The 14,467-nt window shown below is 47.2% G+C and carries 14 protein-coding genes; 9 read left to right on the forward strand and 5 right to left on the reverse strand.

The features are described 5' to 3' along the window. Positions 1-6: 6 nt before the first annotated feature. Positions 7-981 (reverse strand): hypothetical protein, encoded by a 975-nt coding sequence (locus tag HUU58_05165; protein ID NUN45053.1) that lies wholly within the window; start codon positions 979-981, stop codon positions 7-9. 263 nt (positions 982-1,244) lie between these two features. On the opposite strand from HUU58_05165, the gene serB reads away from it, so the two are divergent. The 9 genes from serB to HUU58_05210 all read left to right on the forward strand — a co-directional run bounded on the left by serB (position 1,245) and on the right by HUU58_05210 (position 11,743). Beyond that, positions 1,245-2,195, forward strand: a complete 951-nt coding sequence (serB, locus tag HUU58_05170; GenBank protein ID NUN45054.1) for a phosphoserine phosphatase SerB — start codon at positions 1,245-1,247, stop codon at positions 2,193-2,195. 204 nt (positions 2,196-2,399) lie between these two features. Continuing rightward, on the forward strand, positions 2,400-3,830 hold the full coding sequence (gene rho / locus HUU58_05175) for a transcription termination factor Rho (GenBank protein ID NUN45055.1): 1,431 nt from the start codon (positions 2,400-2,402) through the stop codon (positions 3,828-3,830). Between the two features lie 291 nt (positions 3,831-4,121). After that, on the forward strand, positions 4,122-5,342 hold the full coding sequence (locus HUU58_05180) for a winged helix-turn-helix domain-containing protein (protein ID NUN45056.1): 1,221 nt from the start codon (positions 4,122-4,124) through the stop codon (positions 5,340-5,342). Then, complete coding sequence (locus HUU58_05185) at positions 5,339-5,893, forward strand: dihydrofolate reductase family protein (GenBank protein ID NUN45057.1); 555 nt, start codon at positions 5,339-5,341, stop codon at positions 5,891-5,893. Before HUU58_05180 ends, HUU58_05185 begins: the two co-directional genes overlap by 4 nt. A 335-nt stretch (positions 5,894-6,228) precedes the next feature. Beyond that, a complete protein-coding gene (locus tag HUU58_05190) occupies positions 6,229-7,176 on the forward strand; it encodes an ATP-binding cassette domain-containing protein (GenBank protein ID NUN45058.1) in 948 nt (315 codons plus the stop codon). Beyond that, entirely contained in the window at positions 7,169-7,885 is a 717-nt protein-coding gene (locus HUU58_05195; protein NUN45059.1) for an ABC transporter permease subunit, read from the forward strand. Before HUU58_05190 ends, HUU58_05195 begins: the two co-directional genes overlap by 8 nt. Before the next feature lie 31 nt (positions 7,886-7,916). After that, complete coding sequence (locus HUU58_05200) at positions 7,917-9,473, forward strand: Gldg family protein (GenBank protein ID NUN45060.1); 1,557 nt, start codon at positions 7,917-7,919, stop codon at positions 9,471-9,473. Next, entirely contained in the window at positions 9,466-9,987 is a 522-nt protein-coding gene (locus tag HUU58_05205) for a DUF4340 domain-containing protein (protein ID NUN45061.1), read from the forward strand. The genes HUU58_05200 and HUU58_05205 overlap by 8 nt, the downstream gene beginning before the upstream one ends. 118 nt (positions 9,988-10,105) lie before the next feature. Continuing rightward, positions 10,106-11,743, forward strand: a complete 1,638-nt coding sequence (locus HUU58_05210; GenBank protein ID NUN45062.1) for a M1 family metallopeptidase — start codon at positions 10,106-10,108, stop codon at positions 11,741-11,743. A 144-nt stretch (positions 11,744-11,887) separates the two neighbouring features. Here HUU58_05210 and tnpA read toward each other — a convergent pair whose 3' ends face one another. The 4 genes from tnpA to HUU58_05230 all read right to left on the reverse strand — a co-directional run bounded on the left by tnpA (position 11,888) and on the right by HUU58_05230 (position 14,433). Continuing rightward, a complete protein-coding gene (tnpA, locus tag HUU58_05215) occupies positions 11,888-12,358 on the reverse strand; it encodes an IS200/IS605 family transposase (protein ID NUN45063.1) in 471 nt (156 codons plus the stop codon). Between the two features lie 281 nt (positions 12,359-12,639). Next, on the reverse strand, positions 12,640-13,389 hold the full coding sequence (locus HUU58_05220) for a hypothetical protein (protein NUN45064.1): 750 nt from the start codon (positions 13,387-13,389) through the stop codon (positions 12,640-12,642). A 73-nt stretch (positions 13,390-13,462) separates the two neighbouring features. Further along, entirely contained in the window at positions 13,463-13,912 is a 450-nt protein-coding gene (locus HUU58_05225) for an EamA family transporter (protein NUN45065.1), read from the reverse strand. Then, complete coding sequence (locus HUU58_05230; GenBank protein ID NUN45066.1) at positions 13,909-14,433, reverse strand: GNAT family N-acetyltransferase; 525 nt, start codon at positions 14,431-14,433, stop codon at positions 13,909-13,911. The genes HUU58_05225 and HUU58_05230 overlap by 4 nt, the downstream gene beginning before the upstream one ends. Between the last annotated feature and the right edge of the window lie 34 nt (positions 14,434-14,467).

Below are 14,467 nucleotides of genomic sequence, written 5' to 3' on the forward strand. Positions count from 1 at the left end.
TCTAATTTATTTGCGGCGAATTGCCCTTACTTTTTTATCACGTTCTACGCCGGTACGAATTTCATCCCAATTGAGTTTGATTTTTTTAGGGCTTTTCCAAACCGTGGGAAGGCCTGCAGCGTCGAATTTGGTGAACACATCCGGATTGTTTTGATATATCAAACCCGAAGCTGATTTGAGGCCTTCGTTGGTGATATCCGCCGGAGCTATGGTTTGATACAATGTGTACTGATAATACAACGACATGATCAGGCGAATTTCGTCCTGAGGATTCCACGATTGGGTCGTGTACATTCCGCTGTTAATTTCGTTGATGATGATGTTGTTGCGTTCCGTGATCGTGCGCTTCTGACGTTGCTGTTCTTTGACGCGCATCAGCGAATCCACATTATTCAGCGTAGAATCTTTTTCAACCTTAAGTTCTTTTATGATCGTCTGCGCCGGTGGCGTATAGGTTGCAATACGATACACGATTAGCCCGATCACCACACTACCGATGATCAGCCCGCCGATAAGTATTTGTTTTTCTCGCACGGTCAAACCGGAACGGCTGCCCCAATAACGGGACTCTTCAAAACCCCAGGCTTCCGGCGCGTGCCGCCAGGAGTTAAACACTTTTCGTTTTTTGAACCATGTCCGGTAGTCTTCCGGCATGTGATACACAAAATCTTTTTTAGCGTCGAGGATTTGCGCTTCACGTTCGGCTTTGGCCGTTTCTATTTCTTCCGGGGTCGCGCCAGGATTTTTGACGACTTCTTTGTACTGAAGCTCGATTTCTTCCTGTAGATTGGTATATTGTTTGACGGCGGCTTTATATTGCCTGTTGTCCACTCCGATGATTTTCTCGACACCAAATAAATCGAGACTCACCTTTTTGGCGCGCCACCATTCTTTGAATCGTGAAAAAAGAGGCGTTTCGACCAAGTCGGCATACTCGCCGGCCAAATCCTCTTTGGGGGTTGGTTTGTTATCCTGCTCCATAAAACATCTCCTTGAAAACCGCTTGGGACGTGCTGGCGAAATATAGTAACTGACAGTGGTAATGAAAAGAAAAATCGGGAATTTTGAAATTCTCTGCCGGATATTTTGGAACATCCCTGATGTCTAATTCGACTGACCGATGGACGCATGTTTTTTCAAAAAACTTTTTCACACCGAAGATTTTTTTAAAAATACATATATGATTATTCCAAAAACCGTTTTACATTAAATGGATAGGTTCTTCGGGAATATATATACCAGCCATGTTTTCACGGGATAATAAAACGGTCATCGTATTTGTCGGCTTGCAACCCTTGCCGGAGTCGGTATGGGTGCACGTACTCAGTTCGCTCGCTGAGATCACAGCCGTGCATGATCGCCGGTGGTTATCGGAATTTCGGGCCATCGAAATTTATTCAGTATGTACCGATAAAGCCCGCATGCATGCCTATATCGCGAAGACCTTACCGGACTTCCTTCAAAGTCATGCCATAGACTATTTCATTTTGGATTTAGCGACCAGGTCCAAAAAAATATTGGTGACCGACGTTGATTCGACATTGATACAAAACGAATGCATTGACGAATTGGCACGCATGGCCGGCGTAGAAAAAGCCGTGTCGGAGATGACCGCATCGGCGATGCATGGCGCCATCCCGTTTGATGAAGCGCTGCGTAAACGTGTCGCATTACTTCGCGGATTGCTTGCCTCCGCATTGGAAGAAGTTTATGCGAATGCGATTCGGCTCACGCCCGGCGCACGCACGCTCAGTGCGACACTGCGCGAGCAAGGTTTACACCTCGTGATGGTGTCCGGCGGATTTACATATTTCACGGCACGCCTTTCGGAGGAACTCGGATTTCATCATCATCACGCCAATACCTTAGAGATACGTGACGGCGTTTTGACCGGTGAAGTCAGCGGTCCGATTATTGACAAAGAAACAAAACGGCGTATTCTCATCCAACACTGTGCGACACTTCGGTTTGATACGAGCCTGGCTATAGCTTTGGGTGATGGCGCCAACGACTTACCGATGCTGATCACAGCCGGTGACGGGATAGCTTATCATGCGAAACCCATCGTCGAACAAACCGTGATGAATCGTATTCGTTACAACGATCTTACGGCCGTATTGTTTGCTTTGGGACTTGCGGATTACCAATTTTCAGCCATTGAGGAAGAAATTTCCGCCGAACTTAAAAAAACTTGACAATATTAGGCGATTCATATACTTTGGGGTACGCTACAGAGACTTCGATCTGCAAAGGTTCACATCCTTAAATTCCAACACTTAATTTTCTGTTCGGCGCTAAAGCGGACAAATTTTCGTTGAATATCGTTGCCTCTAAAAACTGAATCCTTGTTTTTGTTAATTTTCTCTTTATAACCGTTTTTCACTTAATTTACCTCCAACATGAGCGAAGAAAAAGAAATCAAAACTGAAGCGGCAGAACCCGTAGCGGAAACCGCTGAACCAAAAACCACACGCAAACACGACGGTGCGCGTACACCCAGAGATAAAAAAGCCGATTCGAAAGCCGGTTTACCGGCCGATGTCGAAGAAGAAGCTCCCGCACCCCGGGAAAAAACGTCGCTGAATCTGGCCAAACTCAAAGACCTCAAAATCTCGGAACTTAACGATATCGCCAAAGATCTCGGCATGCTGAGTTTTACCGGGATGAAAAAGCAGGATCTGATTTTTACGATCCTCGAAGAACAAACCAAACGCGACGGCTTTATTTTCAGCGAAGGCGTTTTGGAAATATTACCCGACGGCTATGGTTTCCTCCGTTCGCAAAACTATAACTACCTGCCAAGCCCGGATGATATCTACATCTCTCCGTCACAAATCAAAAAATTCGGCTTACGTACCGGCGATGTGATCAGCGGGCAGATTCGCCCTCCAAAAGAAAGCGAACGTTTTTACGCACTCCTGCGTGTCGAAGCGGTCAACTTCGAAAACCCCGAAGAAGCCAAAAATAAAATTCTGTTTGATAACCTCACGCCGATCTACCCCAAAGAACGGCTTGAACTGGAAACAAAGAACGCCAATAATTATTCGATGCGCATCATGAATCTGATGACGCCCATCGGTAAAGGCCAGCGCGGTCTGATCGTCGCCCCCCCTCGTACCGGTAAAACGATTCTTTTGAAGAATATCGCCAATAGCATTACGGAAAATCATCCCGAAGTCAAAATGATCGTACTGCTGATAGACGAGCGCCCCGAAGAAGTGACCGATATGGAACGCTCCGTAAAAGCGGAAGTATTAAGTTCCACCTTCGACGAACCACCCGAGCGCCACGTACAAGTGTCGGATATCGTTCTCGAAAAAGCCAAACGCATGGTCGAATGCGGACACGATGTTGTGATTCTTTTGGATTCGATCACGCGCCTTGCCCGTGCACATAATACGGTCGTACCGCATTCCGGTAAAATTCTTTCCGGTGGTGTGGATTCTAACGCCCTCCATCGCCCCAAACGCTTTTTCGGCGCGGCCCGTAAAGTCGAAGAAGGCGGCAGCTTGACGATCATCGCGACCGCTTTGATCGAAACCGGCTCGCGTATGGATGATGTTATCTTTGAAGAATTCAAAGGTACGGGTAACATGGAAATCATCCTTGATCGCCGTTTGTCCGATCGCCGTGTCTATCCTGCGATGGACATCAATCGCTCCGGTACCCGTAAAGAAGAACTTCTCCTTACGCAGTTTGAACAAAGCCGCGTATGGATTCTGCGTAAACTGATGAGTGATAAGACGCCGGTCGAAGCGATGGAATATTTGCTCGACAAAATGCGCGGCACACGCTCCAATAAGCATTTCCTGGAGTCCATGAACGGTTAATCGCATTTCGTCTTTAATTTTAAAAAGGGATGAGTCGCTCGGATTCATCCCTTTTTTATTTTTTATATCCATTTTATTAACGCGCGTTTTTATACGTTTGTATGAAACGACATAAAATCGTCTCGCCGTACGTCCCACGATAGCCGATCAAAAATGCCTGTAATTTAAATTAAAAATCCGTAGCATTCGTCGGGGTTTTATTTTCATACGTTTTGAACGTCATGTTTTTTTGCTCTGCTTTTTCGGCAACTTTGCGTGCCAACAACTTATAATAAATCAAGAAAGCCGGTTATGAAGGACGCCGACACATCGCGCCACCTCCGTCATATCACATTGGAAAGCCAGGGGCTGACGAAACCAGCGCCGTTTGGAAAAGGTAAAGCGGCTGTTCTCCGCGCTATGGAACACCTCGGGTACATCCAGATTGACACGCTGTCCATCGTCGAACGCGCGCATCATCACACGCTATGGACGCGGATTCCGGATTATAAAACAGAATACTTAGACCAATTGATAGCCGAGCGCAAAGTGTTTGAATATTGGTTTCATGCCGCGTCCTATCTTCCCGTCAGAGATTTTCGTTTCGCGTTACCGCAGATGATGCGTTTTAAGCGCGGTCCGTCTCCGTACTATAATGCCGACCCCAAAGTGATGCAGTATGTGATGGATACGATTCGCACCGAAGGTCCCAAAAAAGCCAGGGATTTTGAAAACCGAAAAAAAAGATCCGGAAGTTGGTGGAGCTGGAAACCTACCAAACTGGCATTGGAAAGGCTATTTATGCAAGGCGACCTGATGATCAGCGGACGGGACGGCATGCAAAAAACGTACGATCTTCGCGAGCGCGTATTACCCGAAACTATGCATGCGACCGAACCGACATCGATGGAATGGGCCGAATATTTAGTTCGGACGTATCTCCGTGCATATGGATTTACTACGATCAAACAAATCACCCATCTTAAAACGGACGAACGCTTGCGAAAAAACGTGCAGGACATTTTACAATCCATGCTCACGGCGGACGCTGTGCAGCGCGTAGATATCAAAGGCAGCCCGTCAGTATTTGTACTTTCGGAATGGGCCGAAAAAACATTCAAAAAAAACGGCCCCTCGATCCGGTTATTATCGCCTTTTGATAATGCCATCATCCATCGCGACCGCGTCAAACATTTTTTTTATTTTGATTTTCGGATCGAATGCTACACGCCGCAGAAAAAAAGACAATACGGCTATTTTTGTTTGCCTGTCTTATGGGGCGATACTTTTATCGGTCGCGTGGACTGCAAAGCGCACCGAAAAGATCAGCGGCTGGAATTGATCCACCTGCATATCGAAAACACAGAACGGTCTTTTGAAATATGGGCGGAGGCTTTCATCGAATCCGTACGGCGTTTTGCTACGTTCAACGGCTGCTCCGCGATCGTACTGACCAAAGTAAGTCCGTCCCGCTACAAAAAAGCCTTAACGACGCTATTAAAAAATAAAAACTCGGGGGCACATGCCGTATGAGAAAAGTAATCGCTGCGATCAATATGACGCTGGACGGTTTCTGCGATCACACTGCCGGGATTGCCGACGACGCGCTTCATCAGCATTATACGGATATGCTCAGGCATGCGGGAACGCTTTTATACGGACGGGTCACCTATCAACTGATGGAAAGTTTTTGGCCGAACGTGGTAAAAAATCCGACCGGCAATCCGGCTTATGACGAATTTGCCACAGCCATAGAGGAAGTGCCCAAAGTTGTTTTTTCGAGGGCACTTAAAAATACCGCCTGGAAAAATGTACGCCTCGCGCAGCGCGACCTTGCGGAGGAAGTCTTAGCGCTCCGCCGGGAGACCGGCAAAGACATTTTCGTCGGCAGTCCGGGGCTGATCGCAGCCCTGACTGACCTGGGCTTGATTCAGGAATATCAACTCTGCATACACCCGGTCATCCTAGGGAAAGGTTTACCTCTGTTTAAACAGATCAGTGAAAAAAGAATACTCAAACTCACCAACACCAAAATATTCAGCTCCGGTTCCATCGTGTTGTATTATGGGGTGGGGAAAGAGTAAATATCATAAAATCACAATATTTTAGCTTCACATGCTGTTGCTCTGAAATGAAAATTCCGTTCCTCAAAAGCACTTTAAGAATACTTACTTGAAGTACATTAAATAAGATAATAGGATTTGTTCAAATATTATACCTCCGCTTCACAATAGATACTGCCAATCAAGATTTGATTAAATCTTCACTCCTTAAAAAAACCTCTAAACCGCCCCTTCTTATTCCCCCGTCTTGACAAATCCCCTGCGGTTATCTATCTTTCCCGCGTTTTAGAAATACTCTTAGTATAGCTTATGTTTCTTAGTGTAGTATATGATTCATTAACCCAAACGGAGTTTCTATGATTCGTGTCGAGAATCTCACCAAAGATTACGGCAGCGTGCGTGCGCTCAATAGCATCAGCTTTGAAGTGCAGGACGGCGAGATCCTCGGATTTCTGGGGCCCAATGGCGCCGGCAAATCCACGACGCTCAAGATCATCACGTCGTATCTCGCGCCCACTTCAGGTAATGTCTTTATCAACGACCGCAACATCCTCGATCACAGCCTTGAGATACGCAAGCAGATCGGGTACCTGCCGGAACTCAATCCCTTGTATTACGAAATGACCGTGTACGATTTTCTGAAATTCGTCGCGGCCGCCCGTCAGATCGAAAGCAGCGCTTTTACCAAACGCCTCGGCGAAGTGATCGAACTCTGCGGCCTGCGCGGCGTCGTTCACAAAACCATCGCCGAACTCTCCAAAGGTTACAAACAGCGTGTCGGTTTGGCACAGGCGATCTTTCACGATCCCAAGATTCTGATCTTAGACGAACCGTCCACCGGACTCGACCCCAATCAGATCGTCGAAATCCGCGAACTGATCAAAAACCTCGGCAAGAAAAAAACCCTGATCATGTCCAGCCACATCTTGCAGGAAGTGCAAGCTACGGCCGACCGGATGGTCATCATCAATAAGGGTCAGATCGTCGCCAACGGCACCACCGCCGAACTGATGGCCGGCTTCAAAGGCAAGACCGTCGTCACGATGGAACTGCTCAACGCGCAGGAAGAGGCCGTACGCAAACTGCAAGGCGCCGTGAGCGGTATCACCGTCACCCAAGTGACACAGGACAGCAATGCACTGATGGTCCGTCTCGAATATCCCAATCAGTCCGATCCACGCAAAGAGATCTTCGAATATGCCGTCCAACAGCAGTGGGCTATTCTGGAGATGAGCCGCCACAAAGTCAGCCTGGAAGATATTTTCCGGACACTCACCGTCGAAGGAGGCCAACCCCATGCCTAATACACACATGATCTACCGCAAAGAGATGGCGGTGTTTTTTAACAGCCCCGTCGCCTATATCGTGCTCGCCGTATTTGCGGTGATGACCTCGATATTTTTTAGCAATACGTTTTTTCTAAATAACCAATCCGATCTGCGCCCGCTCTTTGAAGTCGTGCCGTGGGTGTTTATGTTCTTTGTGCCCGCGATCACGATGAGCCTTGTGGCCCGCGAACGCCAGTCGGGTACGCTGGAGTTTCTTGTCACCCTGCCGGTAACCGACAGCCAGATCATCATCGGAAAATTTTTGGCTGCATTTACGCTCGTAGCGACCGCGCTCGGATTTAGCCTCGTACATTTTTTTACACTGATCGCCGTCGGCAAACACGTGGATGTCGGCGCCGTATTGTGCGGATACTTCGGACTCCTGCTTGTCGGCGCGCTCTACTGTGCGATCGGTATTTTTTGCAGCACCGTGACCGATAACCAGATTTCAGCATTCATACTCACGCTGCTGATCATCACGGTTTTCTTTTTCTTTTTCGGCAAAATGGTCACGTTCGTCCCGGCATTTCTCGCAGGACTTGTACAGTACATGAGCGTGGATCATCACCTCGAAGGTATCTCCCGCGGCGTGGTGGACTCCCGCAATCTGCTTTACTTCGGGTCGGGTATCGCGTTTTTCCTTTTGGTCAGCACCCGGCTCCTCGAAATGCGCAAGTGGCGTTGATTATTTACGAATGTATTAACGGATAAAACTTATGCTCAAAATCACCAATAAAAGCACGTTCATCAACTACGTCCTGCTCATCGCAGCGATCGTCGTGATGGCCAATATCGTGTCCCGCAATCTTTTCGTGCGATGGGATGCGACGGATAACAAACAGTATACCCTCTCCGAATCCAGCAAAGAAGTCATCGGCAAACTCAAAGACCCGATGCAGGTCAAAGTCTATTTTTCGGATAATCTGCCCGGCCCCTTAGCCAATACGCGCCGCTATGTGCAGGATCTCCTGGAAGAATATCAGGCGTTTTCGGACGGCCAATTTGTTTTCGAATTTGTCAATCCGGATGCCGACGATAAAGCCAAAGAAAAAGCGCAGCAACTCGGGATCGGTCCCGTACCCGTGCAAGCCGTCGAAAACGATAAGATGGAAATGCGCAATGTCTATATGGGTATGGTACTGCTCTACGGCGATAAAAAAGAACCCATCCCCGTGATCCAGTCCACCGAAGGTCTGGAATACATGATCACGGCGACGATGAAAAAAATCGCCGCGACCAATCTGAAAAACGTCGGGATCATTTCTCCGGAAAATGAAGAAATCAGCACCCAAAATCTGAACCGCTTTTTGGATCAGCTGTACACCGTACGCAGCGTTTCCCTCGGCAGCGATATTCCCGCCGATATCCAGACCATCATCATGAATGGCGTTTCGGATTCCGTCAAATTAGACGATCTGTATCGTCTGGATCAGTTTTTGATGCGCGGCGGCAAACTTTTTATCGGCCAAAGCAATGTCAAAGATTTTTTTCCGCAACCTTACGCTACGGACATTCGGTCTAACATATTTACATTCCTTGAGCACTACGGCGTCCGTATCGGCAAAGAAATGATCACCGATCAAAGTTGCAGCCAGATCCAGATGCAGTCGCAACAGGGCTTTTTTATGATGCGCACGGCCGTGGACTATCCGCCGTTTCCGATGATCCGAAACTTCAACACCTCGCATATCCTGACGCAAAAGATGACCGTCGCACGTTTGTTTTTTGTCAATGAGGTTTCCTCCGCCGAAGCCGCCGGAACGACGTTTACGCCGCTTATGTTTACGTCGGACAAAACCGGTATGCTGAACGGGCCCTTTTATCAGATCAATCCGACACAAAATCCGATGATGAAAGCATTTCCTTTCGGTACGAAAACCGTAGCGGCACTCGTCGAAGGAACGTTTAACAGCTTTTTCAAAGACAGTGCCCGGTATGCAAGCCGCGCGGGATTTATCCCCGCCAATAATAACGGCCAAATCATCATTGTCACTGACAATCAGTTTTTCAACGATCGCCGCGCCGGCGGTGTGCAGGAAAACACGGATTTTATTCTCAATGCGGTGGATTATCTGAGCGGCGACAAAGAATTGATCGCTATCCGTTCACGCGACGTCTCGATGCGCCCGCTTGCGGAGATGACCGATTCGGAACGCCGCTCCTGGAAATGGATCAATATCCTCGCGCCCGGAGCGCTGGTTATCCTTTTTGGTTTGTATATGTGGCGCCGCAATCGCCAACAACGCAAAATGCTGGAGGATCGTTATGCTTAATGCCAAACTCAAACCGTACGCGCCGTACATCGGCATTCTGCTGGTGCTGGGCATACTACTGATGTATTCGCAGATGCGCCAGCGTAAATATGAAGCCAAAATCGAAAAGGTATTCGATTTTGCCGCCACGGAAGTGACAGAATTTACCGTCAGCAAAAATGACGTCCAAGTCACCATCACTAAAGGCGATTCGTCATGGTTTTTTGCCGCGCCGGATACGGGTACGGCGGATGATTACCGGGTCAAACAATTTATCCGCGAAGTGCTCGGTGCCACGCGCGAAGATGCCGTGAGCGAAGATTCGATCAAGTATAATGAATACGGTGTCACCGAAAGTTCCGCCGTCAAACTCGAACTGCGTGCCAACGGAAAACAACTTTCCAAAGTATATCTCGGCCAATCCAAAAAAGATATCGGTCAGGAATACGTGCGCTATGCCGGCGATGATCGGGTGTATCCGCTGCGCGGACGCGTAATCAGCAGCCTCAGCGCCGCGGCTTCATGGTGGCGGTAAGAGGAAATCAGATTTTCGTATATCTCAAAGCGGAGAAACCAATTTCTCCGCTTTTTTATTTTTGCAGAATAGAAAAACTTCGTAAGTTACACGGAGCGGACCCATCGGAGTTTTTCCCATGATCAAACGGATATTCAAATATCTCGGTATTTTTTTTCTCTTAATCATCGTCGCGATCGGATTGATCGTCGGGTATGTCTATGTCCGGCACGGTGGTTTTTTCAAATACCCGTCCGGCGGTGTCCTGTCGGCTCATCAAGCACGATACGATGTCAAATCGTACGATATTACACTAGGCGTTGATCCTGAGGAGAAATTTATTCGCGGAACTACGACGATAAAAATCGAATCCCGCGCCGATGGATTGGATACCATCCAACTGAATCTGATCGGGTTATACGACGTACTTCATGTCACAGGACCGGGCCAATTGCGCTTCACACAACAGGAAGACACGCTCTGGGTCATCATGAACCAAAAACTTGATTCGGGCTCCTTAGTCGATATCGGCATTTCATATCACGGCACACCGCCCACCGCTTTGTATCCGCCGTGGCTTGGTGGTTTTAATTGGTCAAAGGATGAATCCGGTCACCATTGGGTTGGTCTTTCATGTCAGGGTGAAGGCGGTAAAATATGGTTTCCGTGCAAGGACCATCCTTCGGACGAACCTGATAGCGTAGCGCTACATATCACTGTTCCCCAACCTTATGTCGTCGCCGCCAACGGCATTTTGAAAAAAATCACTACCACATCGCACGGAATGCATACGTATCATTGGGTGACGCGCTACCCCATCAATAATTACGACATCAATCTGAGCATCGGGCGATACGACATCGTAGAGCGTTCGTATGCTGCGGCGTCCGGACAGACGATGCCCGTCCAGTTTTATGTGTTGCCTCAGGATCGTGCGAAAGCGGATACTTTGATTGACATGGCTGTTGATATGCTGAGCACTTACCGGTTGTATTTCGGCGAATATCCGTTTCTGTCGGAAAAATTTGGTTTAGTACAAACCGATTACCTCGGGATGGAACATCAGACGATCAATGCATACGGCAATAATTTCGAATACCGGGAATTTGCCGGACACCGATGGGATGAACTCATGTTGCACGAAATGGGGCATGAATGGTGGGGTAATAAAGTAACTGTCAACGATTGGGCTGACTTTTGGATTCACGAGGGGATTTGTTCCTACGGTGAAGCCTTGTATCAACTGTCCAAAACCGGAGAAGCAGGTTATCACAATCACATGTCGCGGTTGAGCAAACGGATTCGCAATAAAAAACCCCTCGTTGTTCATCCCAATGCGACCACGTCCGAAGCATATAACGACGACATCTACTCCAAAGGCGCCTATCTTATGCATTCGCTGCGTTTTATGCTCGGGGATTCAGTGTTTTTTAAAAAACTATACCGCTTTGCCAACGATAGCGCTTACACCTATCAAAACCGTGTCAATACCAACGACTTTGTCCGGCTTTGGGCAGACGTAGAAGATGGCAACACGACATTATTCATTCGCGAATTTATCTACACTACCAATCTTCCGGAAATTACGATGGATTCGACAGCGGCCGGCACGTATGTCATACGAAGCCGAAACCCGAAGTATGCGTTGCCTCTCGAAATACAAACAAGCCGCGGACTAGAGCGTATCACAGTTCACGCCGAGGGAACGAGCATTCAAAGCGCCACGACACCGGTAGTGGATCCGAGACGGTGGTATTTACTTAAAAGTGAAAAGTGATCGTCGGATTATAGATCTAAGAAGGACGAACAAAGAATTTGTCGTTTCTTGAATTGCTTTAGTTCAAAAGATGAAGCTCAGAAAGCCGTTAGGCTTTCAAATTTGGTAATGCCTCAACAAAGGAAAGATGAAACCCGTAGGGTTTCAATACTCTTCCATAACATTAGAAAAGACATAACGCTCATCGTAGTTAATCTCATACCGCTTAAGCAACGCGACGTATTCTTCGCGGAATGTTTGTTTTTTGTGATGCTGTTCTTGATTCTCAATATAGCGACAGACGGTATTTAATTGCGACTTGGCATAGGAAAACGCACCATACCCTTCCTGCCAAGAAAACCGGCCCTTGATCCAACCTTTTTCGTTTATGAAATTGGTCGAACATCGTTTGACCTCTTTGACTAGAGCCGATAAAGCTTCGTGGGGATCGTATCCTATCAGAAAATGAACATGATCCGGCATGCCATTGATCGCAAGGAGTTTATGGCCTTTGTTTTGAATAATGCCGGTCATGTATTTATACAGCTCAATCTTATGATTATCCGGTATCAAACTCATTCGACCTCTGACGACCGAAACGATGTGGATGTAAAGTTGGGTGTAGGTGTTAGCCATAGTTTTCCTCTAATTCATTCCCTACAGGAATGCCACGCTTTCTATCAGTTCATAGTTAACCATTTTTATTCCCTAACGGGAATACAATCTGATCAATAGCTCCTGAGACATAGAGAGCGTTGCCAGAACTTACAAAGCGACTAATAGAAAAAATAAGTAACGATTTAAAAAAATATAGATCAGGGAAAATTTGCATTCAAGCGTTAGCAATATTTACTGAATAGCGAAAACAACAAAACCTGTGAATAACTAAAAACACCACTAGGCATACGATGTTTCATTTAGCGAGCCGAGGAACCGTACGACCACGGAATACTCAGCGAACATTGGATGCCGCGATTTTTTCCGCCGACACCCTGATCACGTCGGAGCATTTGAAACAGCATAACCGACAAACGTATATCCGGATTATGCTTTTGGGAAAAAAGTGAAACACTGCCCATCACTGCGGCCGAATAAAAACTTTGGTGATCGAAAGTCGCCGCATTAGCCCACACAAATCCGGTCCATTCCCATCGGTGTGACGGTGCATAGGTGAGACGCAGACGATGAACGATGTCCGCACGATCCGCTTTTTTAAATCCATCAGCCCACAGCGTCGTATTTTCTATCTGCCACGAAGAGTGCGGCGAAAATAAAACCGACGCACCGCCGATGGCGTAAGGCGAATTAAACCACTTCCCGTTTTGCGGAATTTCGATGATCGCGTACGGAGTCACGGACCATGTATTGCTAAGATGAAACCAACGATACAGACCGGCTTGAAAATAATTGATATCCGAATTTCTCGTTTGGAGGTCTAACGACTGAAAAACATACGCGGAAATAAACGGCTTTTCATACGTGCCGACGATATCGCCCGACGGATGAAGATTGATTAATCGCCCGGAATACGGAAAAAATCCCGATGAATGTAACCGCAAACGAAGCGAACCTTTGGTGCGGCATGAATCATCTCCCGCATTTACCGCGGCACTCCAATTCAAAACAATAAACCATAACAACAAACCACGGATCGTATTTGAAAACACGTTTATGTCTCCTTTGTTTTTTTGAAAAATTTATAACCGGCCGTTGCGTTTTCCAACCCGATTCTTGCGCAGATTAACCCCCCGATTTTCCTTTGATAAAACACACCACGGTCAACGCGGCAAACAAAAACGATAACCAGAAGTACACATTCATAGACTCTTTGAAAACCAGCACCGCAAGGCCGATGGATGTAGTGACCATCGCCAGTATAGCGTACAGCGTATAATAGGCGGCTCCGTAATGACGGTACAGCACGTACAAAAAAATATTGAGTAAAATCAGACCTGCTGCGGCAACGGCAAACCAGACAAAATTTTCCACGGCGTAGGGTATTATTTTACCGGAAGAAAAAAATGTTGCGATACCAAACAATCCGAGCGATGCGAGAAGCAATGAAAAAGCACCAAAATAAAACGGGTGATCAAATGGTGTCGCTTTCTTTTGAGCATAGGTGACCAAGGCATTGCCTATCGCCGCGACGAACGCCAATCCAAACGGCACGGAAGCCGCCCACCACTTCATACGTCAAACCGCTTGGTCATAACCTCATACTCAAAATGCATTGAATGAAAATCATACGCATAACGTGTCGTTTTTTGGAAACCATGACGTTCGTAAAACCGAATGGCCTTGTCATTACCATCCCAGACGGCGAGCCAAAGCGTACGAATACCCAACAAGCGCACCTCGTCAAATAAAGCACTCTGTAGCCGCTCTCCGATACGCTGGCCGATAAAATTGCGCAGCATATATATTTTTTGCAGTTGAGCGGGTTTGGTATCTTCCAGTAATTTGTACGGCGACACTTTTTTCATTTTGGCGTAACCTACCGGCAAACCATCGGCCAGAGCGATCCAAAAGCTATTGTTTGTTTTGCTGAGACTCGATGTGATTTTGGGAACAGAAAAAGTTGTGTCGAGATATTCTTTCAGTACCGGTTTATCGGTCCACACGTAACCGAAAGCATCCTCAAATGTAACCCGCGCAAGAAGTGCCAACGCTGTCGCATCGGCGATCGTGGCTCTACGAACCGATATATCCATGCTCATTTCCTCAGTTCAAATATGGGTCGTGATT

The organism is bacterium, assembly GCA_013360215.1.
In the GTDB taxonomy this organism is placed as follows: domain Bacteria; phylum CLD3; class CLD3; order SB21; family SB21; genus JABWCP01.

Excerpts from the sequence above, each read along its gene's own strand:
- HUU58_05165 (NUN45053.1), bottom strand. The coding sequence starts at position 981 with ATGGAGCAGGATAACAAACCAACCCCCAAAGAGGATTTGGCCGGCGAG.
- serB (NUN45054.1), top strand. The coding sequence starts at position 1,245 with ATGTTTTCACGGGATAATAAAACGGTCATCGTATTTGTCGGCTTGCAA.
- rho (NUN45055.1), top strand. The coding sequence starts at position 2,400 with ATGAGCGAAGAAAAAGAAATCAAAACTGAAGCGGCAGAACCCGTAGCG.
- HUU58_05180 (NUN45056.1), top strand. The coding sequence starts at position 4,122 with ATGAAGGACGCCGACACATCGCGCCACCTCCGTCATATCACATTGGAA.
- HUU58_05185 (NUN45057.1), top strand. The coding sequence starts at position 5,339 with ATGAGAAAAGTAATCGCTGCGATCAATATGACGCTGGACGGTTTCTGC.
- HUU58_05190 (NUN45058.1), top strand. The coding sequence starts at position 6,229 with ATGATTCGTGTCGAGAATCTCACCAAAGATTACGGCAGCGTGCGTGCG.
- HUU58_05195 (NUN45059.1), top strand. The coding sequence starts at position 7,169 with ATGCCTAATACACACATGATCTACCGCAAAGAGATGGCGGTGTTTTTT.
- HUU58_05200 (NUN45060.1), top strand. The coding sequence starts at position 7,917 with ATGCTCAAAATCACCAATAAAAGCACGTTCATCAACTACGTCCTGCTC.
- HUU58_05205 (NUN45061.1), top strand. The coding sequence starts at position 9,466 with ATGCTTAATGCCAAACTCAAACCGTACGCGCCGTACATCGGCATTCTG.
- HUU58_05210 (NUN45062.1), top strand. The coding sequence starts at position 10,106 with ATGATCAAACGGATATTCAAATATCTCGGTATTTTTTTTCTCTTAATC.
- tnpA (NUN45063.1), bottom strand. The coding sequence starts at position 12,358 with ATGGCTAACACCTACACCCAACTTTACATCCACATCGTTTCGGTCGTC.
- HUU58_05225 (NUN45065.1), bottom strand. The coding sequence starts at position 13,912 with ATGAAGTGGTGGGCGGCTTCCGTGCCGTTTGGATTGGCGTTCGTCGCG.
- HUU58_05230 (NUN45066.1), bottom strand. The coding sequence starts at position 14,433 with ATGGATATATCGGTTCGTAGAGCCACGATCGCCGATGCGACAGCGTTG.